Annotated in this window: 20 protein-coding genes; 15 read left to right on the top strand and 5 right to left on the bottom strand. The window is 33.6% G+C overall.

Annotated features, from left to right (window positions below; all coding sequences use genetic code 11):
• Positions 1-61: 61 nt before the first annotated feature.
• The gene (locus FS802_RS14165; protein WP_000773535.1) at positions 62-2,782 is read right to left on the bottom strand and encodes a sensor domain-containing phosphodiesterase; all 2,721 of its coding nucleotides are present in this window, start codon (positions 2,780-2,782) and stop codon (positions 62-64) included.
• Between the two features lie 438 nt (positions 2,783-3,220).
• Between FS802_RS14165 and FS802_RS14160 the strand changes: the two genes are divergently transcribed.
• The 3 genes from FS802_RS14160 (at position 3,221) to FS802_RS14150 (ending at position 5,280) form a co-directional block, all read left to right on the top strand.
• The gene (locus FS802_RS14160; RefSeq protein WP_000898677.1) at positions 3,221-4,036 is read left to right on the top strand and encodes an alpha/beta fold hydrolase; all 816 of its coding nucleotides are present in this window, start codon (positions 3,221-3,223) and stop codon (positions 4,034-4,036) included.
• 30 nt (positions 4,037-4,066) lie between these two features.
• On the top strand, positions 4,067-4,642 hold the full coding sequence (locus FS802_RS14155; protein ID WP_001099573.1) for a histidine phosphatase family protein: 576 nt from the start codon (positions 4,067-4,069) through the stop codon (positions 4,640-4,642).
• A gap of 320 nt (positions 4,643-4,962) precedes the next feature.
• Entirely contained in the window at positions 4,963-5,280 is a 318-nt protein-coding gene (locus tag FS802_RS14150; protein WP_000721343.1) for a hypothetical protein, read from the top strand.
• Positions 5,281-5,371: 91 nt separating this feature from the next.
• Here FS802_RS14150 and FS802_RS14145 read toward each other — a convergent pair whose 3' ends face one another.
• A complete protein-coding gene (locus tag FS802_RS14145) occupies positions 5,372-6,010 on the bottom strand; it encodes a YczE/YyaS/YitT family protein (RefSeq protein WP_001241260.1) in 639 nt (212 codons plus the stop codon).
• Between the two features lie 193 nt (positions 6,011-6,203).
• Here FS802_RS14145 and pepT point away from each other — a divergent pair, with 193 nt between their 5' ends.
• The gene (pepT, locus tag FS802_RS14140; protein WP_000807012.1) at positions 6,204-7,436 is read left to right on the top strand and encodes a peptidase T; all 1,233 of its coding nucleotides are present in this window, start codon (positions 6,204-6,206) and stop codon (positions 7,434-7,436) included.
• Between the two features lie 37 nt (positions 7,437-7,473).
• Here the strand turns inward: pepT and FS802_RS14135 are convergent, their stop codons facing one another.
• From FS802_RS14135 to FS802_RS14125, 3 genes are read right to left on the bottom strand one after another with little or no spacing between them, the layout of a single operon-like run.
• Entirely contained in the window at positions 7,474-8,385 is a 912-nt protein-coding gene (locus FS802_RS14135; RefSeq protein ID WP_000123540.1) for a DNA-3-methyladenine glycosylase family protein, read from the bottom strand.
• Positions 8,382-8,912: a methylated-DNA--[protein]-cysteine S-methyltransferase gene (locus tag FS802_RS14130; protein WP_144525116.1), complete on the bottom strand. Its 531-nt coding sequence runs from the start codon at positions 8,910-8,912 to the stop codon at positions 8,382-8,384. The genes FS802_RS14135 and FS802_RS14130 overlap by 4 nt, the downstream gene beginning before the upstream one ends.
• Positions 8,899-9,489 carry a bifunctional transcriptional activator/DNA repair enzyme AdaA gene (locus FS802_RS14125; protein ID WP_000551307.1) on the bottom strand — a complete coding sequence of 197 codons (591 nt, stop codon included), beginning with the start codon at positions 9,487-9,489 and terminating at the stop codon, positions 8,899-8,901. The genes FS802_RS14130 and FS802_RS14125 overlap by 14 nt, the downstream gene beginning before the upstream one ends.
• A 154-nt stretch (positions 9,490-9,643) precedes the next feature.
• Here FS802_RS14125 and FS802_RS14120 point away from each other — a divergent pair, with 154 nt between their 5' ends.
• The 11 genes from FS802_RS14120 (at position 9,644) to FS802_RS14070 (ending at position 20,038) form a co-directional block, all read left to right on the top strand.
• Positions 9,644-10,402 carry an exodeoxyribonuclease III gene (locus tag FS802_RS14120; protein WP_000767603.1) on the top strand — a complete coding sequence of 253 codons (759 nt, stop codon included), beginning with the start codon at positions 9,644-9,646 and terminating at the stop codon, positions 10,400-10,402.
• 298 nt (positions 10,403-10,700) lie between these two features.
• Entirely contained in the window at positions 10,701-11,666 is a 966-nt protein-coding gene (locus FS802_RS14115; RefSeq protein ID WP_001035514.1) for an iron-hydroxamate ABC transporter substrate-binding protein, read from the top strand.
• A gap of 27 nt (positions 11,667-11,693) precedes the next feature.
• Positions 11,694-12,701 carry a FecCD family ABC transporter permease gene (locus FS802_RS14110; RefSeq protein ID WP_001173056.1) on the top strand — a complete coding sequence of 336 codons (1,008 nt, stop codon included), beginning with the start codon at positions 11,694-11,696 and terminating at the stop codon, positions 12,699-12,701.
• Positions 12,694-13,716: a FecCD family ABC transporter permease gene (locus tag FS802_RS14105; RefSeq protein ID WP_000477207.1), complete on the top strand. Its 1,023-nt coding sequence runs from the start codon at positions 12,694-12,696 to the stop codon at positions 13,714-13,716. The genes FS802_RS14110 and FS802_RS14105 overlap by 8 nt, the downstream gene beginning before the upstream one ends.
• A 14-nt stretch (positions 13,717-13,730) precedes the next feature.
• On the top strand, positions 13,731-14,552 hold the full coding sequence (locus tag FS802_RS14100) for an ABC transporter ATP-binding protein (protein ID WP_000025779.1): 822 nt from the start codon (positions 13,731-13,733) through the stop codon (positions 14,550-14,552).
• Between the two features lie 15 nt (positions 14,553-14,567).
• Positions 14,568-15,386 (top strand): alpha/beta hydrolase, encoded by an 819-nt coding sequence (locus tag FS802_RS14095; RefSeq protein WP_001098315.1) that lies wholly within the window; start codon positions 14,568-14,570, stop codon positions 15,384-15,386.
• A 276-nt stretch (positions 15,387-15,662) separates the two neighbouring features.
• On the top strand, positions 15,663-15,890 hold the full coding sequence (locus FS802_RS14090) for a hypothetical protein (protein ID WP_000849103.1): 228 nt from the start codon (positions 15,663-15,665) through the stop codon (positions 15,888-15,890).
• A 291-nt stretch (positions 15,891-16,181) separates the two neighbouring features.
• A complete protein-coding gene (locus tag FS802_RS14085; protein WP_000349635.1) occupies positions 16,182-16,484 on the top strand; it encodes a metal-sensing transcriptional repressor in 303 nt (100 codons plus the stop codon).
• A 190-nt stretch (positions 16,485-16,674) separates the two neighbouring features.
• On the top strand, positions 16,675-16,881 hold the full coding sequence (copZ, locus tag FS802_RS14080) for a copper chaperone CopZ (RefSeq protein WP_000436980.1): 207 nt from the start codon (positions 16,675-16,677) through the stop codon (positions 16,879-16,881).
• A 95-nt stretch (positions 16,882-16,976) separates the two neighbouring features.
• Positions 16,977-19,397: a heavy metal translocating P-type ATPase gene (locus tag FS802_RS14075; protein WP_144525176.1), complete on the top strand. Its 2,421-nt coding sequence runs from the start codon at positions 16,977-16,979 to the stop codon at positions 19,395-19,397.
• A gap of 161 nt (positions 19,398-19,558) precedes the next feature.
• Complete coding sequence (locus FS802_RS14070) at positions 19,559-20,038, top strand: GNAT family N-acetyltransferase (protein ID WP_000910307.1); 480 nt, start codon at positions 19,559-19,561, stop codon at positions 20,036-20,038.
• Positions 20,039-20,052 lie beyond the last annotated feature (14 nt).

Genomic DNA, 20,052 nt, shown 5'->3' with positions numbered 1-20,052 from the left:
CTTCTTTCCTTTTTACTATAGTTGTTCAAATTCATTATTACTTATCCATATTAGCTATGTATTATGGTTGGATCCCACTTTCTAATAGCTCAGTAAATGCATGAGTATGGATAGGTTTACTATAATAGTAACCTTGAATAAACTGACATTTATTTTTTTGAAGGAAATTCACATGTTCTTTCGTTTCTACACCTTCAGCAATGACAGACATTTCTAATGTATGTGCTAATGTGATAATCGTTTTAATAATTTCCATTCCATCTTCACACGTTTCAGACATTGTAATAAATTCTCTTGGGATTTTTAACGTATCTATTGGATATAAAGGTAAATACGCTAGTGAAGAATAACCTGTACCAAAGTCGTCGATTGAAATGTGAACTCCTAAACTCTTTAGTGTGCGGAGCTTTATCAATGTTTCTCGCTCATCCATCATTGCAATGCGCTCTGTTAATTCAAGGTCGAGAGAACTTGCTGGTAAGCCTGTAGTTGCTAATGTAGAAGAAATAGACTTTACGAAATCTTCTTGTTCAAATTCTTTAGCAGATAAGTTTACACCAATTTTTAAATGAGAATATCCGAGTGTGTGCCAACGTTTCATTTGCTCACAAGCTTGCTGTAACGTCCATTTTCCTATTGGAATAATTTGTAGTGTTTCTTCTGCAATCGGAATAAACTCGTATGGAGAAATAACGCCTAATTCAGGATGATTCCACCTGATTAGAGCTTCTGCACCGATAATTTTATTAGATTCACTATCAACTTGAGGTTGATACAAAAGGAACAATTCTTCATTTTGAATTGCGTTTGGTAAATCTTTTTCTAATCGTAATCGTCTTTCAATTTTTTTAGCGATTACATCGTCATAAATAGAGACAGAGTTAAGTTTTTTTGCTTTCGCATCATACATGGCAACATTAGCGTTTTTCAAAAGTGTAGCGGTATCGATTCCGGAATGTGGATAAATAGCGATGCCGATACTAAGTGATAAAGTTAATGTATGCTCATGTATGACAAACGGTTTTTCCATGCATTCAAATAACTGGTTGCATAAATCGAATAAGGAATCTTCGTCAGTATAGTTTTCAATTAAGATTGTAAATTCATCGCCACCGATTCTTGACAGATGAGTATGTGAGGGAAGACATGATTGGAATCGCTTCGCTACTTCTTCTAATATGTGATCTCCTGCTGAATGTCCAAGTGTATCGTTGATTGCTTTAAAGCGATCTAAATCTAAATATAATAATGCAAACTCGCTTTCTGTCGTTTTAGCATGTTTTATAACTTTTTTTAATTTCTTATGGAAAAAGGCACGGTTCCCAATTTTCGTTACAGTATCATGGAATGCTAAATATTTTATTTCTTCTTGTTGCTTTTTTAGTGCGGTAATATCTTTTACCATAATGTAGCTTCCTGAAATTTGTCCGTCTATTATAATAGGGACGATGGTAACGTATAAAAAATAAGTAAAGCCATCTTTATATTTAGAACTTAGTTGTAAGTATGCCGATTCTTGTTGTTTCACTTTTTCTAATGCAGATGTTAATTTATGTTTGTCTTCATCTAAAATAATCGAAAAACAAGTTTCACCGAGTAACTCATCTGTTGGTGCTCCAAGTAGTATACTTCCGGCTTGATTTACATTTAAGAATACGCCATGTAAATCAATTGTAAAAATAGGATCAGGGTGATATTCATATAACGATTTAAACTTTTGTTGTTTTTGAGATAGAGCCTCTGATTTATGAACTAAATCAGAAGTCCGTAAAGTCACTTTTTCTTCTAGTTGCGCATTAAATGCCTGTAAACGTTTTGTTAGGGAATTGTTTTGCATACGTACAATAGAATGACGAATGAGTACGAAAATGAAAGTAATACAATTTCCTGTAATGAGAGTTGAAGATGCTGTTTGTTCTTTTAATGTAAACCCGATTAGTATTGCAACAGCAAGATAGGGAAATACAACTAAAGCCTTTTTTCCTATTATAGGGTTAACAATGAAATAGTTTTTATGGCTATTACGATCTGCTGAAATAGATCCAGCTATTGCAATAAACAATATAGGTATTCTATATAAAAGACGTAATAATGTTATCGTTTCAGTTGATAAATGGTTATTTAAGTAAAAATAAATATAGTTAAAAGTTGCAGAACTTATTAATACAAAAATAAAGATATAAATCTTCCGTTTAGAATTAAAAATTGTCGGACGGAAAAAGAGACTAACGCCTAGTAGGAGAAATAATAAATCTGCAATTGGATATAGAAATGAAAGGAAAACATCTCCTAGTGAAAGAGAGAATATATTTAAATTTGGTTGATTAAATAAATACCACTCTAATGTGAATATGGAAGTAAGTACTATACATATATCACAAATAAAGAACGCTTTTTCCCATTTATCGCATTCTTTTAAAATTTTATAACTGAAAGCGATAAGACAAAAGAGTAGAAAAAACATGTAAAATACATCAGAAATAGTAAAACGATGTATTGGAATTTCGAAGAAGCTATCTTGATATGTATATACTATTTTTCCTAATAAAAAACTCCCAATTGCTATTGTGATACATACCCAAAATGGATTTGAACTGACTTTTTTAGAATATATAGAATAAATTAGTGATACAAATGTAATGGCTTCAACGATAAGTGAAGCGAAGCGTACATCTGAATTTGAAAAATGAGTAGGGAACAGATAAAAAAATATAAAATAAATTGAATAGCATATTAATGTTCCGATTAATATACATAGTTGTAAATTTTTATTTAATTTCAATAAAATCACCTTCTTTAATTATGCACTATATTCGTAATATCTATACATAATAATATTATTTAAGAATTGTATCAGATTTCCTTGTAAAAATCTTGTTTATAAGGAAAGTATTGAAGAGTTTAATAATTCTTAAAATTGAAAAATATTGAGTTTGATAATATGTACTTCATCAAGATTTTAAATGGAAATTGTATATTTAGTCATCCTTTGAATTGTAAAGGTTTTTTAGTAATTTGTAAGTGGAGATGCACAATTGCATATAAAATGATGAGAATCCTCTTTTGAGCTGATTTTTTGATTGTTATAGGCTATTTTAAGTAAGGTTTTTATTTTTAATCTGAAAATTAACATTTGTAAAAATGTTACAAAAGGATATAAAATAAGAACATGTATTCTTACAGAGTGGATAGTATTTTCACTAAATAGGGAGGACTTTTTATGTTATTTCCAATGAAAGGTGCAGAAGTATACTATGAAATTGTTGGAGAGGGGAAACCTGTCCTTATCATACATGGCTGTGCGCCGGATCATAGGTTAATGATGAAATGTATGGAATCAGTATTTCAAAAATATGAAGGTTATCAACGAATATATATTGATTTACCTGGAATGGGAAAGTCGAACGCTCCAGATTGGATAAATAGTTCAGATCATATATTAGAAGTGTTAACTATATTTATTGAAGAAATCATTCCAAAGAAAGATTTTTTACTAGTAGGAGAGTCTTTCGGCGGATATTTAGCTAGAGGGATACTTTCAAAAATGTTTGAGAGAGTCAATGGATTATTATTAATATGTCCTGTGGTTGTTGCGCTGCAAAAAGAAAGACGTTTACCGGATAAACAGATAATTGTACAAGATAAGGAGTTTTTAAATACGTTAACTTCTACCGAAAGAAAAGAATTTAGCGAGTTAGCAGTGGTAGCAAATGAATATACATATAAGCGATTTAAAGAAGAAATTAAGCCCGGGTTAGATGTTGCTAATTATGAATTTATTGAAAGGTTGCAAAAAAATTATTCTCTTACTATGGAGTTTCACCGAAAAAAATATGAGAAACCCGTTCTTTTATTAGCAGGAAGACAAGATATATCGGTAGGTTATCGAGATATTATAGAAATTATTGAAGATTATCCAAGAGCAACATTAGCGGTGCTTGATATGGCGGGACATAATTTGCAAATTGAACAGCCTGAACTATTCGAGAGTTTAGTAGGAGAATGGATTACACGAACAAAACAACAAAATTTATAAAAAACGAATGAATATTTTCAAGGAGGAAGTATGAATACATATATTTATATGGTTAGGCACGGTGAATCATCAAAATTAGAAGGGAGTGAAAGAACACGTGGTTTAACTGAAAAGGGAAGTTTAGACGCTCATAGAGTAACAGACATATTAAAAACAGAGGGAATCGATACTTTCATTTCAAGTCCATATACGAGGGCTGTGTTAACGATAGAAAAAACAGCCAATTTCTATGAAAAAGAAATATTAATATATGAAAACCTTAAAGAGTGTATATTTTCCAGTGGGGATCAAGTTATATCAGATAAAGAGGTGTATCCGCTTGTAAAGAAGATGTTCTCTAATCCTGACTTTGCACTCATGGAAGGAGAGTCATATAAGGATTGTCAGAGACGGGTAGTGAAAGTGTTAAAGGAAATATTAATGGATTTTCAAGGACAAAAAATTGTAATTGGCACACATGGGCTTGTAATGACACTCATGATGAATTATTTTGATAAGCAATACGGGTTTGAATTTCTAATACATACATCAAAGCCTGACATATATAAGCTGGAATTTAATGATGAACAATTATTGAATGTAGAAAAATTATGGATAGGAGAATGAAACTGAATATATGGAGTGTGTTTTAATTCGTAATTATAAAATATACTTTTTTTATAGAAAGCATTTTTATCAACTATTTTTAGAATCTTAAATCAATAAGTAATTATTCAATTTCTGAATAATATAATTGGAAGTTGGTTTAAGGAAACAATTTTAAATGTGACAAAACTCCAAACGCTGGATTTATATTCAATTGGAGAAGAAGATGTAGAATTTTGTCTTACGGTCCCCGTTTACTTTTCATTTCATTACATATAGGCTTTGTGGTGTAAGGGGGGGGGAAATCACCTTTACACAAAATTTATAAGGAGGACATTGTAATGAAAAAGATTAAAAAGTTTGCGGGAGTAGCTTTAGCAGGTACGATTGGATTAAGTGGACTACTGTTTTTAGAACCAAGTGTAAGCTCTGCGGAAACCCAGCAGGTGAAAGAAGGAAATTTCAATGCAATTGATGTAACGATGAATCAAAGTGAATTTTATGTATTGAGTGGTAGAAGTATTGATATTCTTTCTGGAGATAAAGAAGCAATCCAGTTAAATAAATACACAATTAGTTTTAGTAAACCAGGGAAGTATGTTATTAGAGTAAATGGTTGTATTTATGATGATATATATACATTTATTGTAAATAAATAGTATGTATTCTTAAATTGTGAGATAAAAAAAGAAACACCCTATTTGCGGTGAGAATCGTAAATAGGGTGAATACTTTGTATTAAGTTGTATTTTAAATATGTTCACTAACTTTCTCTTTGTTATGTAAAGTATGTAAGAGGGTTTGAAACATCTTAAATGATTGCTGAAAGATTGGACTTTGAATAAAGGTGTAAAGAAAAGTTACGATGAAAACAGGACCTCCTAGCATAAATCCAATAACTAGTACAACACATTCTACTATGATTCTAGCACGGCTAATAGATAGCCCTGTTTTGTCGGAAATAGTAAGCATGAATCCATCTCGAGGGCCAGCACCAATCCCAGCCGCAACATACATCCCTCCCCCAATACCTGTAATTGCAATACCAGCAAATAAAATGAGTAAGTTTATCCATAAATAATCACTAGCGTTTGGAAGAATGTTTGATTGTAAGAAAAAGTCCATAATGGGACCGATAAGTAGTGCATTTAAAAATGTGCCCACATTTATATATTTTCGATCTACTAATAAAGAAATGAGAACGAGACATAATCCACATATGACACTCCACGTACCAATGGTCCATCCAAATCTTTGGTAGAGAGCCATATTTAAAACTTCCCAAGGGTGTAAACCGAGAAATTTAACTTTGACTGCAAGGGCGTTTCCAAGGCCGAAAAAAATTAATCCCAAGAAAAAAAGAAAATAGCGAAAGAGAGTTAGCCTCATCTTTAAAACCTCCTATATTGTATAATTATGTATATTACATGTAAGAGTTTTGATGTACAAATATTACGACTTTTTAGCTGCTATTTAAAATTGCTAAAATACAAATGAAATATATATTCGCGGTCAAAAAAGTTAAAATATTTCGTTTTAAGGATTATAATAGAACGAGAAACATAAAAGGGAGTGAATGAGTTTGAAACAAGAACTTATTGAAAGATTTACGAGATATGTAAAGATTGATACACAATCAAATGAAGAAAGTCATACAGTACCAACAACACCTGGACAAATTGAGTTTGGTAAGTTATTAGTGGAAGAGTTAAAAGAGATTGGCTTAACAGAAGTAACAATGGATGATAATGGGTATGTAATGGCAACACTTCCTGCTAATACGGATAAGGATGTGCCAGTAATCGGCTTTTTAGCACATTTAGATACGGCAACAGACTTTACAGGTAAAAACGTAAAACCACAAATTCATGAAAATTTTGATGGCAATGCGATTACGTTAAATGAAGAGCTAAATGTTGTGTTAACGCCAGAACAGTTTCCAGAATTACCATTATATAAAGGACATACGATTATTACAACGGATGGTACGACACTTCTAGGAGCAGATGATAAAGCTGGTCTTACAGAAATTATGGTTGCAATGAACTATTTAATACATAATCCACAAATTAAGCATGGGAAAATAAGAGTTGCATTTACGCCGGATGAAGAAATTGGCCGTGGGCCAGCGCATTTTGATGTAGAAGCGTTTGGTGCATCATGTGCTTATACGATGGATGGCGGTCCATTAGGTGGTTTAGAGTATGAAAGTTTTAATGCTGCAGGCGCTAAGTTAACGTTTAATGGAACGAATACACATCCTGGAACAGCGAAAAATAAAATGCGTAACGCAACTAAACTTGCTATGGAGTTTAATGGATATTTACCAGTAGAAGAGGCACCAGAATATACAGAAGGCTATGAAGGATTCTATCATTTACTTTCATTAAATGGTGATGTTGAGCAAAGTAAAGCGTATTATATTATTCGAGATTTTGATCGTGAAAATTTTGAGGCGCGTAAACATAACGTTGAAAATATTGTGAAGCAAATGCAAGAGAAGTATGGACAAAATGCAGTCGTTTTAGAAATGAATGATCAATACTATAACATGCTTGAAAAAATCGAACCAGTGAGAGAAATTGTTGATATTGCATATGAAGCGATGAAAAGTTTAAATATCGAACCAAACATTCATCCGATTCGTGGTGGAACAGATGGATCACAATTATCGTATATGGGATTACCAACGCCGAATATTTTCACAGGTGGTGAAAACTATCACGGTAAATTTGAATATGTTTCGGTGGATACGATGGAAAAAGCTGTTCAAGTTATTGTGGAAATCGCAAGACGATTCGAGGAACAAGCTTAAAAAAGAACCAAGTAGTGCGGATGCGCTACTTGGTTTTTTAGTATAATACTCGCCACAAATAAAAAGTTGCGTAAGACTCCCAGTTGGTCCAATTTGCCGCAAAATCTTTTATTTCCTGTTTAGTCGGTTTACTTTCAGAACCTGTTATATATTTAATTGCATTGTGCAAGCCAACATCGTCAATTGGAAAAGCGGAAGGAAATCGTAAACAACGCATTAAAACATAGTTGGCAGTCCACGGTCCTATACCGTGTATAGCAGTTAATTGTTTTTCAGCTTGTTTCACATCTTGTATTTGCAGTAAAGATTCTTTTGATAGTTTTCCTTCTGTAATAAGCTTTGCAATACCGATTAAATATTCACATTTTCTAGTCGTCATTTTTAATTTTTTAAGTTCCTCTACGTGTAAATGTGCAATCGTTTCAGGAGAAGGGAATATCCAATGTTTTCTATCATTCCATTCTACATAATTACCAAATTGCTCGACTAATCTTCTTTTTAGCGTATAAGCATATGTGAGGTTAATTTGCTGACCGATAATTCCCCAGGAAAGTGCTTCAAATAAGTCTGGAATACCTAAAGTACGAAGGCCATAATATTGTTCAATTGGTCCTTGAAGGAGTACATCAAGTTTAGCTAATGTATAAAAGGGAGCTAAATCAGTAGTTAAATCAAACCAATCCTTCACATAAGTAGCTACAGCTTCGCAAACCGATTCTTCAGATGTATATAATTCTTCTAAAAAACGTATTTGAATATTACCATTCGTATTCATACTAATTTCAACTAAAGGATTTACATCGTGAACAGGAATAACTTTATAAATTTTGTTATCTTCAATTTGGAACATACATTCATTGTTAGAACGTGATAGATAGCGTAAATTTTCTTGGAAACTAAATTCTGTTGGAACTGCTAAAGTTAATGCGTTAGTATATTCTGCTGTCATATGAATTCTACCTGCGACTTTTCTAATGTAAGCAACTCTTTCTTCATTTCTAATCCACCTCTAAAACCAGTTAGTTTACCATTCTTTCCAATAACACGATGGCAAGGAATTGTAATAAGAAGAGGGTTGGCAGCAATGGCAGAAGCAACAGCACGCACAGCTGTAGGTTTTTGTATTCTGTCGGCAATTTCTGAATAGGAATATGTCTTCCCGTAAGGAATTTCACGTATCGTATTCCAAACAGATAATTGAAATTCAGTTCCGTAAGCATCGATAGGGAATGTAAAAGTTCCTCGCTTATTTTCTAAATACTCGATAATTTCTTTGGCATATGTTTGCAGATAATCTGGATTACAGGTCAATATATGTTGTGGCAATTTTTTTCTAGCCCATATATTTAGTTCTTCAAAGTTTTCGTCTTGGGATCCAATGAAACATAATCCATTTTCAGTTGCACCAATATGAAACTGCCAATTTTTATGTGTAAGTAGCGTCCAATATATAAAATTATTTTTATAGGAATTCATTATTGTATCCCTCTTTCGTTTCGTTCTTTTTTCGATATTCAGTAGGAGTAAATCCGGTTTTCTTTTTAAATAAAGTTGCGAAATACTCTGGATTTTCTATCCCGACAGCAGTACTAATTTCTTTAATGGATTGATTTGTTTGTAATAGGTGTTCTGCCGCTTTAACAATCCTGAACTGCTGTATATATTCTATTGGACTTATTCCTGTCATGTTTTTGAAAGTGCGTTGTAAATGAAATGGGCTACCATGGCACATTTCCGCAAGTATGTCGAGAGTTAATAATTCGTCAAAGTGTTTTTCGATATAATCTTTAATTTGTTCGATCCACTCTTCATTAGGTAAAGTTATCCCATTTGGTTTACAACGTTTGCATGGGCGAAAGTTTTCACTTAATGCTTGCTCTGCGTGATGAAAAATTCGTACATTGTTTCTATTCGGTATTCTTGATTTGCATGACGGCCTGCAAAAGATTCCGGTTGATTTCACAGCATAAAAGAATTTGTTATCATAGGAAGAATCATTATGAATTATTGCTTGCCAATGCTCATTTGTTAACGTAACCCCTTCATTGTGCAAAGAACATCACCTCTGAAATTAGTATAACCTGAATAAAGTGCGTATGTATGTACTCACAAATGTAAGAGCAAGATTACAAAGGTGAAAATATGATTGTTTTTCTATTTTGTGATAGCATGAAATTTGGAAATAAACATCAAGAGGAGGGCTATAAGTGAAGTTAATTTCATGGAATGTAAATGGCTTGCGAGCTGTTATCGCAAAAGGTGGATTTTTAGAATATCTCGAGGAATCCAATGCAGATATATTTTGTCTACAAGAGATTAAATTACAAGATGGACAAATTGATTTAAATCCAGAGGGATATTATACATACTGGAATTATGCTGTGAAAAAAGGTTATTCAGGTACGGCTATTTTTTCGAAAAAAAAACCGCTTTCTGTTACATACGGTTTAGGCATTGAAGAGCATGATCAAGAAGGACGAGTTATTACTTTAGAGTTCGAAGATTTTTACATAATTACGTTATATACACCAAATTCAAAACGAGGATTAGAGCGTTTAGATTACAGAATGAAATGGGAAGATGATTTCAGGGCGTATATCAAACGATTAGATGAAAAAAAACCCGTTGTTTTTTGCGGGGACTTAAACGTTGCTCATAAAGAAATCGATTTAAAAAATCCAAAAAGTAACCGCAAAAATCCTGGATTCTCTGATGAGGAACGAGAGAAATTCACACGTATTTTAGAAGAAGGATTTATTGATACGTATCGTTATCTGTATCCTGATCAGGAAGGTGCATATTCGTGGTGGTCGTATCGTATGGGGGCGAGAGCCAAAAATATTGGATGGCGTTTAGATTATTTTGTTGTTTCCGAAAGAATGAAAAACCAAATAACAGAGGCGGAAATTAATAGTGAAGTAATGGGATCAGACCATTGCCCAGTTGAATTACATATAAATTTCTAAAAAAAGAAGTATCTCCCTGATAATAGGAGGTACTTCTTTTTTGATTCAGTTTGTTAAAATTTTTCAAATCATTCTTGAAATTATTTCATATTAAATATATACTTAGTAACGATAATCATTATCAATGGGAAGATTATCAATGGATGAGGTGTAAAAAGAATTATAGTTTAGGGGAAGTGAACGAGAATGAGTTCTGGATAGAATTATTAATCTAATAAAATATATATGTAAGACAAGGTTCATATAGTTAAATTTTATTGAGAATATAGTTTGAAAATTCGAGAGGAGTTATATAAAGATGAACAAGAAGTTATTTACTTTAGGGATGGTTACAGTTTTAAGTGTAGGACTAGCAGCATGCAATAGTACGGATAAAACTTCAGGAGAACAAAAGCAACAGACAAAAGCTACGGAAACGAAAAAAGACGAAAAAAGAAAAATTACATATTTAGGTAAAGAATATACAGTACCAGCAAAAGTAGATAAAATTGCGACAGCTAGTTTAGAGTCAATGGAAGATGCAGCGGTACTTGGTATTAAGCCAGTAGGTGCTATTACTGTTGGTGGTAAATTACCGAAGTATCTTGAAAAAGATTTAGAAGGTGCAAAATCTGTTGGTGAGAAGATGGAACCAAATTTTGAAACATTACTACAATTAAAACCAGATGTTATTACATCAAGTACGAAATTCCCAGCAGAAACAGCTGAAAAGTTCACGAAAGTAGCTCCGACATTCCCAGTATCACATGTTTCAACAGATTGGGAAGATAACTTAAAGTTAATGGGAGAATTAACTGGTAAAAAAGATAAAGCAGAAAAGATTATTAAAGATTACAATACGGATGCTGAAAAAGCAAAAGCAAAATTAGGAGATAAGTTAAAAGACAAAAAAGTACTTGTCATTAGACTAAGAGCAAACGACTTATTCCTATACCCAGAAGGAGTATACTTTAATCCTGTAATTTATAAAGATCTTGGACTAACTGCTCCAGAACAACTTAAAACGGTAAAAGCACAAGAAAAGATTTCTTTAGAAAAATTAGCTGAAGTTAATCCTGATTATATCTTCTTACAATACGAGGCAAGTGAAAATAATAAACCGAAAGTGTTAGAAGACATTGAAAATAATCCAATTTGGCAAAGTATGAATGCTGCGAAAGAAAAGAAAGTATTTGTAAACGTTGTAGATCCAATGGCACAAGGTGGTACAGCTTGGAGTAAAACAGCATTCTTAAAAGAAGCAGTGAAAAATTTATCTAAATAATACAATAAGTAAGGTGCGTTGAATGATATGCAGAAAACAAATGCAGTACCAGTAACCATTTTATGTATAGCACCCATATTGATTTTATTTACGGTTATACTTTCTATTTTGTATGGGGCGAAAAGTATTGATGCTGAAACAGTGTGGAATGCATTATTTCATTTTGATTCAAGCGATGTAAATCATAATATTATTATTACTTCACGTTTACCAAGGGTAGTTGCAGCTCTTTTAGTCGGAGCATTTCTAGCCATATCAGGAGCACTTATGCAGGGGATGACAAGAAACTATCTTGCATCCCCTTCTATTATGGGTGTGACGGATGGTGCAGCTTTTGTTATTACACTTTGTATGATTTTTCTTCCAGGGATGTCATCAATTGGTATGGTTTTATGTTCAATGATTGGTTCTGCATTAGGAGCAGGTATCGTATTTGGTTTTGGTTCGCTCCTTCAAAATGGTTTATCCCCTGTTAGGTTAGCAATTATCGGAACAGTTATTGGAACATTTTTAAGTAGTGTATCTGCTGCGATGGCTTCGTATTTCCAAATTTCTCAAAATGTTAGTTTTTGGTTTAATGCAAAGTTAGATCAAGTGGACCCTACTGTAATTAAAATCACGATACCTTTTGGGATAATTGGGATAGCTTTAGCATTATTAATATCAAAATCTATTACAATTCTTTCTTTAGGAGAAGAGGTATCTATTAATCTAGGACAGCGTACAAAACTAGTTAAAGCGATGGCGATTTTATCCGTTATTCTTTTAACAGGAATAGCAGTTGCTTTAGTCGGGAAAGTTGGCTTTGTAGGTTTAATTATTCCGCACATTACTCGCTTTATAATTGGGGTAGATTATAAGTGGATTTTGCCATGTGCAGGTGTTATTGGCGGAGTTTTCTTAGCGTTATGTGATGTTTTAAGTAGATTTGTAAACTATCCATTTGAAACACCAATTGGCGTCGTTACTTCCTTAATTGGGATTCCTTTCTTCCTTTATTTAATCCGTACAAGAGGGGGAGAGAGACATGTTTAAAAGTTCAAGTCAACGTTTTGGAATGACAATGGGGATTATTATATTTTTAATTTTTGGTGCTATTTATATTAGTTTAACGAACGGTACGTTTGATATTACGATTACGGATGTATTTAAAACACTTTTTAGAATTGATCCAGTACCAGAACATGATCTAGTTATCTTTGATTTTCGTCTTCCACGCATTGTAATTGCTGGGTTAGTAGGATTAGGCCTCGGCGTTGCAGGTGCTGTTATTCAAGGGATTACGAGAAATGGATTGGCAGACCCAGGTATTTTAGGAGTGAATGCTGGGGCCGGAACAGCCATCGTTATTTTTATGTTTTTCTTTCAAGGGCAATTAAAGAGCACAGACTGGATGTCTATTATGATGATGCCAATGTTTGGTTTAGTCGGCGGATTAGGTGCAGCTATCATCATTTATCTGTTTTCATGGAAAAACGGTAAGCTAGACTCGCAACGTCTTTTATTAACAGGGATTGCAATTGGATCAGGATTTGGAGCATTTTCTATGTACTTATCACTCAAAATGAAGTCAACTGATTTCGAAATGGCTGCAGTTTGGGTGTCTGGAAGCATATATAGCGCAAACTGGAAGTATATTGTTGCTATGTTGCCGTGGCTTATCATATTAATTCCGCTTATACAAAAGAAAGCTTATTTATTAGATTTATTTCAACTGGAAGAAACGAGTATTACAAGTTTAGGTGTTTCAGTAGAAAGAGAGAAATCTATTTTACTATTAAGTAGTATCGGACTTGTAAGCGCTTGTGTTGCTGTTTCAGGAAGTATTGGTTTCATTGGATTAATGGCACCGCACATAGCGAAAAGACTTGTTGGTATTCAGCATAAGTACATCATTCCTACGTGCGGAGTAATCGGAATGTTTCTTGTAATTGCTTCAGACTTTATTGCAAAAACAGTTTTCACCCCTGTAGAGTTACCTGTTGGGATCGTTATTTCTATTGTCGGTGTACCGTATTTCTTATATTTACTTTATAAGGCGAAAGCGTAAGAGGAGGAATAAAAGTGAGTATTTTAAGTGCAAAAAATTTAGAAACGAGTTATGAAAAGCTTACAGTGTTTCGTGATTTAAATGTGGAAATACAAGAAGGAAAAGTAACGACAATTATAGGGCCAAACGGGTGCGGTAAATCAACACTGTTAAAAACAATGGGAAGAATTTTAAAGCAAAAGAGCGGTAAAGTATATTTGCAAGGACAGGATTTAAATACGATTCCAACGAAAGAAATTGCGAAGCAGTTAGCTTTACTCCCGCAAACTCCAATTGCACCAGGAGAACTTAAAGTGGAAGAATTAATTTCCTATGGACGCTATCCACATCGAAATAATGTAAATAAGTTAACTTCAAAAGATAAAGAGATGATTGATTGGGCATTAGATATAACGAAAACTTCTGAATTTCGAACGAGACAAATTGCAAATTTATCAGGCGGTCAAAGACAAAAGGTATGGCTAGCGATGGCTTTAGCACAAGAGACAGAAGTGTTACTACTAGATGAACCAACTACATATCTCGATATGTCTCATCAATTAGATGTATTACAAATTGTGGAGAATTTAAATAAAGAACATAATTGTACGGTCGTTATGGTATTACATGATATTAACCATGCAGCAAGGTTTTCAGATGAAATTATTGCGATGAAGGAAGGGGAAATCGTTACAACTGGTAGCCCAGAAGAAATCATTACAAATGAAGTGTTAAAAGAAGTATTTCATATTGATGCGCGTGTCATGATTGATCCGTATAATGGGTCTCCGGTTTGTTTCGGTTACGATAGCGTTGTATCTCAAGATGAGAAAGTAGAAATATATGTAACGAGTTAAGAAGGGGGATGTAAGATGAATACTACTATTGAAAAACAGCAGATTATTACATCTAATACAGAACAGTGGAAACTGTATTCAAAATTAGACGGTAAAGAATATCAAATTCATATTTCAAAGCCGAGGCAGCCAGCACCAGAGTCAGGATATCCTGTTATATACGTATTAGATGGCAATGCCTTTTTTCAAACATTCCATGAAGCGGTTAAAATACAATCAGTTAGAGCGGAAAAAACAGGTGTTTCACCAGCCATTATAGTAGGTATTGGTTATCCAATTGAAGGGGCATTTTCAGGTGAGGAAAGATGCTATGATTTTACGCCTAGTGTAATTTCAAAAGATGCACCTTTAAAACCAGACGGTAAACCGTGGCCTAAAACAGGAGGAGCACATAACTTCTTTACTTTTATCGAAGAAGAACTGAAACCTCAAATTGAAAATAATTATGAGATTGATAAAGGAAAGCAAACGTTATTTGGGCATTCGTTAGGTGGCTTATTTGCTTTACATATACTATTTACCAACTTAAATACCTTTCAAAATTATTTTATAAGTAGCCCATCTATTTGGTGGAATAACCAATCCGTACTTGAAAAAGAAGAGAACCTTATAAGTGAATTAAACAATGCTAAGTTTGAAACAGGAGTGTTCCTTACAGTCGGATCACTAGAACGAGAGCATATGGTTATAGGTGCAAATGAATTATCAGAGCGCCTTCTCCTAGTAAAACACGATCAGTTACGATTTACGTTTTATGAAGCTGAAGGGGAGAATCATGCATCTGTCGTGCCGACTTCTTTAAGTAAAGGATTAAGATTTATTAGTCACGTATAAATTGAAATGAATATCTAATAAAATACAAACAAAAGGCTATGGGAAATTCTCCATAGCCTTTTGTTTGTGCAAGTAGAATTGTCCTTTTTGAACGTTTTGTTTCAACTTTTCGTCTAAAGAGACAAAAAGTTGTCACAATTCGGTCACAATTAGCATAAACATAAAATAGACGAAATGAACTTATTTCCAAAAAGGCTTGATTCATTCCATTTATGATTAGTAGAGCTGAAAAAGCATGGATTAAAAGTTCACTATATTCTCAAGGAGGTAGATTGTATGAAAACTATTCTTGCTATCGCTGGGCTTATTTGGGTTTTATCACATGGCATTCCAATTTATGAAGGAGAACAAATTCGCAGTGCTCTGAATAAAAATTTTAATGAATATCATATCATTGATCGGCAAGATAATGTCGTGACAGTTCGTGTAAATGACTGTTTTCATACGGTAACCGTTGAAGGAACTTCAGTAGTGAATGACACAAAAGTATGTGATCAGCAATAATTATATATAGGAAGAAAAAAGTCTCAATTTAAACGTGTGAAAATTGAGACTTTTATATTTTTGGATGAATAATAAGCGGGGATGGATAATCCCTGCTTATTATTATTTTTTGAAAAAAGGCAAGGGTATCATAATAATTGAGTCTGAGAAGCTAATAAGGTGTTAAGAATAAGCATAGAGCGGAAATATACTCATATGGGGTATCATACGTAGATAATTAATGCTATAATTGGTGTACTCGTAAAAGCAATTGTTTTATTGGATGAAGAGAAACTTTAAGAAGGTGATAATATGGATCATAAAGATCATGAAGCAGTAACACATAGATCAGAAAAAGAAAAAGAACAAATTATAAATAGATTAAAGAGAATTGAAGGACAGGTCCGCGGTATTCAAAATATGATTGAAAATGATCGTTATTGCGTGGATATTTTAGTGCAAATTTCAGCGATTAATGCAGCGATGAAAAAAGTAGGAATGGGTGTATTAAAAAACCATACAAGTCATTGTGTTTCAGGTGCTATTAAAGATGGCAATGGTGACGAAGCAATTGAAGAATTAATGACTGTATTTGAACGTTTTTCAAAAGCGTAAAAACAAGCTAGTATGTAACTGGCTTGTTTTTTGTTTACCTCTATATAGGATTTCGAGGTATTGATGTGTAAAATAAACTTTTAGAAAATAATTGAAAAATCATGATACAAAACCATTGATTACCTTAGGGGGGTATGGTAAGATGTAGTTGTGATTAACAAACAATGAAGAAACAAGAGGAGGATTTTAAATGGAACAGTTAACATTACAAGTTGAAGGTATGTCTTGTGGACATTGTGTAAATTCTATTGAAAGCAGTGTGAAAGAACTAAACGGTGTTGAGCAAGTGAAAGTTCAATTAGCAGAAGGTACTGTTGAAGTTACGATCGACTCATCAGTTGTAACGTTAAAAGATATCGTTGCTGTAATTGAAGATCAAGGGTACGATGTTCAATAATTATTTTTAGATATGGAAATAAATCGTACTTTATAGGAAGTACGATTTATTTTGTTAATAATTATACCTTATGGGGGTATATAGAGGTGAGAGACATGAATGAACAGAAAGAGGTCAATCTTCAAATATCAGGAATGACATGTGCGGCATGTGCAAATAGAATTGAAAAAGGTCTAAAAAAAGTAGAAGGTGTTCATGATGCAAATGTAAATTTTGCACTTGAAAAAACAAAAATAATGTATGATCCCCAAAAAACAAATCCGCAACAATTTAAGGAAAAAGTTGAATCGTTAGGATATGGAATTGTCAGTGATAAAGCTGAGTTTACTGTTTCTGGGATGACATGCGCAGCATGTGCGAATAGAGTAGAAAAGCGTTTAAATAAGTTAGAAGGTGTGAACGGAGCGATAGTAAATTTCGCTTTGGAATCAGCTACAGTAGATTTTAATCCTGATGAAATTAATGTAAATGAAATGAAGAGTGCAATTACGAAATTAGGATATAAATTAGAAGTGAAATCAGATGAGCAAGATGGATCAACTGATCATCGCTTACAAGAAATTGAGCGACAAAAGAAGAAATTTATCATTTCGTTTATTTTATCATTCCCGTTACTTTGGGCAATGGTAAGTCATTTCTCATTTACATCATTTATTTATTTACCTGATATGCTTATGAACCCTTGGGTGCAGCTAGCTCTTGCAACTCCAGTTCAGTTTATCATTGGTGGGCAGTTTTATGTTGGGGCTTATAAAGCGTTACGAAATAAAAGCGCCAATATGGATGTTCTCGTTGCACTTGGAACGTCTGCAGCGTATTTCTACAGTGTGTATTTAAGTATTAGGTCGATTGGTTCTTCGGAACATATGACAGACTTGTATTTTGAAACGAGTGCAGTACTTATTACATTAATTATTTTAGGTAAATTATTTGAGGCGAAAGCAAAGGGACGCTCGTCAGAAGCAATTAAAAAATTAATGGGATTACAGGCGAAAACCGCTACTGTTGTACGAGATGGAACAGAAATAAAAATTTTAATCGAAGAAGTGGTAGCTGGTGATATCGTTTATGTAAAACCTGGTGAAAAAATCCCGGTAGATGGGGAAATTGTAGAAGGAAAGTCAGCAATAGATGAATCGATGTTAACAGGTGAGAGTATTCCAGTTGATAAAACAATTGGGGATGTAGTAATCGGTTCTACAATAAATAAAAACGGATTTTTAAAAGTGAAAGCAACTAAGGTAGGAAGAGATACTGCATTAGCTCAAATTATTAAAGTAGTAGAAGAGGCGCAAGGTTCAAAAGCTCCTATTCAAAGGGTAGCTGATCAAATTTCAGGTATTTTCGTACCCGTTGTAGTTGTGATTGCTATTATCACATTTGCAGTGTGGATGCTATTTGTTACACCTGGTGATTTTGGCGGAGCACTTGAAAAAATGATAGCCGTACTTGTTATCGCTTGTCCATGTGCATTAGGTCTTGCAACGCCTACATCTATTATGGCGGGATCAGGAAGATCAGCAGAGTATGGTATTTTATTTAAAGGCGGGGAGCATTTAGAAGCAACGCACCGATTAGATACAGTTATTCTAGATAAAACAGGTACTGTGACAAACGGGAAGCCTGTTTTAACAGATGTAATTGTAGCAGATGGATTTCATAAAGAAGAAATACTACGTTTAGTAGGTGCGGCAGAAAAAAATTCTGAACATCCACTTGCAGAAGCGATTGTACAAGGAATTAAAGAAAAGAAAATTGATATCCCAAGTTCAGAAACATTTGAAGCGATTCCAGGATTCGGTATCGAATCAGTCGTAGAAGGAAAACAATTATTAATTGGTACACGTCGATTAATGAAGAAATTCGATATTGATATTGAAGAAGTTTCTAAATCGATGGAAGAGCTAGAACGAGAAGGAAAAACAGCAATGCTTATTGCGATCAATAAAGAATATGCTGGTATAGTGGCTGTTGCAGATACTGTAAAAGGTACTTCAAAAGCAGCTATCGCAAGACTTAAGAAAATGGGTCTAGACGTTGTTATGATTACAGGAGATAATACACAAACTGCTCAGGCAATCGCTAAGCAAGTTGGTATTGATCACGTAATTGCAGAAGTATTACCAGAAGGAAAAGCAGAAGAAGTGAAAAAACTGCAAGCGCAAGGTAAGAAAGTAGCAATGGTTGGAGATGGAATAAATGATGCTCCTGCACTGGCTACGGCGGATATCGGTATGGCAATTGGAACCGGAACGGATGTAGCGATGGAAGCGGCAGATATTACGTTAATCCGTGGTGATTTAAATAGTATTGCTGATGCAATCTTTATGAGTAAGATGACGATAAGAAATATTAAGCAAAATTTATTCTGGGCACTAGCTTATAACGGCTTAGGAATCCCGATTGCGGCGTTCGGTTTCTTAGCACCTTGGGTTGCTGGAGCCGCGATGGCATTTAGTTCTGTATCCGTTGTATTAAATGCATTACGACTGCAAAGAGTGAAATTAAAAAAATAAAAATCTATAGAGAATTGCATATGCTTTTAAACAAAAAAACAATACTTTGAAATAAGTATTGTTTTTTGTTTATATAGAAAGAAAAAAGATATAATAAAGCAGAAATATTGAATACTAGATGGTAGAAAAGTTAAATGATAGTTTAGTAAGGAGGTTCATATATGTTAAAAGATATGATCATTAGAACATTCCATCAAGAGGATTTAGAACAAGTATTACAGTTATTCTATGAAACAGTTCATACAATTAATGCAAAAGATTATAACGTATTACAGCTACAGGCATGGGCACCAGATCGACTAGAGAGAGAAAGCTGGTTACAGTCTTTAGAGAAGAATATTAGTTATGTAGCGGATTATAACGGTGTGATAGTGGGATTTGGGGATTATAATGATGAGCATTACGTAGATCGTTTATTTACACATAAAGATTATCAAGGAAAAAGGATAGCTTCCTACATACTACAGAAGTTAGAAAAAGAAGCAGTAAACTTGGGGCATGGGGAGATATATACAGAGGCGAGTATTACAGCAAAACCTTTCTTTGAAAGTAAAGGTTTTATTTGCATAAAGGAACAAAAGGAACAGCATAATGGTCAGATTTTTATTAATTATGTAATGAAAAAAATAGCCCTCTCGTAAACGAGAGGGCTATT

Source organism: Bacillus sp. DE0042, assembly GCF_007680225.1.
Taxonomy (GTDB): domain Bacteria; phylum Bacillota; class Bacilli; order Bacillales; family Bacillaceae_G; genus Bacillus_A; species Bacillus_A wiedmannii.
Note: the sequence above shows the minus strand (reverse complement) of the source record. Positions and strands in the feature narration are given on the sequence as shown.

What these genes read in the sequence shown, in the direction of transcription:
- FS802_RS14110 (WP_001173056.1), top strand. Translation starts at nt 11,694, where the DNA reads ATGCAGAAAACAAATGCAGTACCAGTAACCATTTTATGTATAGCACCC.
- copZ (WP_000436980.1), top strand. Translation starts at nt 16,675, where the DNA reads ATGGAACAGTTAACATTACAAGTTGAAGGTATGTCTTGTGGACATTGT.
- FS802_RS14145 (WP_001241260.1), bottom strand. Translation starts at nt 6,010, where the DNA reads ATGAGGCTAACTCTCTTTCGCTATTTTCTTTTTTTCTTGGGATTAATT.
- FS802_RS14090 (WP_000849103.1), top strand. Translation starts at nt 15,663, where the DNA reads ATGAAAACTATTCTTGCTATCGCTGGGCTTATTTGGGTTTTATCACAT.
- FS802_RS14075 (WP_144525176.1), top strand. Translation starts at nt 16,977, where the DNA reads ATGAATGAACAGAAAGAGGTCAATCTTCAAATATCAGGAATGACATGT.
- FS802_RS14105 (WP_000477207.1), top strand. Translation starts at nt 12,694, where the DNA reads ATGTTTAAAAGTTCAAGTCAACGTTTTGGAATGACAATGGGGATTATT.
- FS802_RS14135 (WP_000123540.1), bottom strand. Translation starts at nt 8,385, where the DNA reads ATGACAGCAGAATATACTAACGCATTAACTTTAGCAGTTCCAACAGAA.
- FS802_RS14130 (WP_144525116.1), bottom strand. Translation starts at nt 8,912, where the DNA reads ATGAATTCCTATAAAAATAATTTTATATATTGGACGCTACTTACACAT.
- FS802_RS14115 (WP_001035514.1), top strand. Translation starts at nt 10,701, where the DNA reads ATGAACAAGAAGTTATTTACTTTAGGGATGGTTACAGTTTTAAGTGTA.
- FS802_RS14160 (WP_000898677.1), top strand. Translation starts at nt 3,221, where the DNA reads ATGTTATTTCCAATGAAAGGTGCAGAAGTATACTATGAAATTGTTGGA.
- FS802_RS14085 (WP_000349635.1), top strand. Translation starts at nt 16,182, where the DNA reads ATGGATCATAAAGATCATGAAGCAGTAACACATAGATCAGAAAAAGAA.
- FS802_RS14070 (WP_000910307.1), top strand. Translation starts at nt 19,559, where the DNA reads ATGTTAAAAGATATGATCATTAGAACATTCCATCAAGAGGATTTAGAA.
- FS802_RS14155 (WP_001099573.1), top strand. Translation starts at nt 4,067, where the DNA reads ATGAATACATATATTTATATGGTTAGGCACGGTGAATCATCAAAATTA.
- FS802_RS14095 (WP_001098315.1), top strand. Translation starts at nt 14,568, where the DNA reads ATGAATACTACTATTGAAAAACAGCAGATTATTACATCTAATACAGAA.
- FS802_RS14150 (WP_000721343.1), top strand. Translation starts at nt 4,963, where the DNA reads ATGAAAAAGATTAAAAAGTTTGCGGGAGTAGCTTTAGCAGGTACGATT.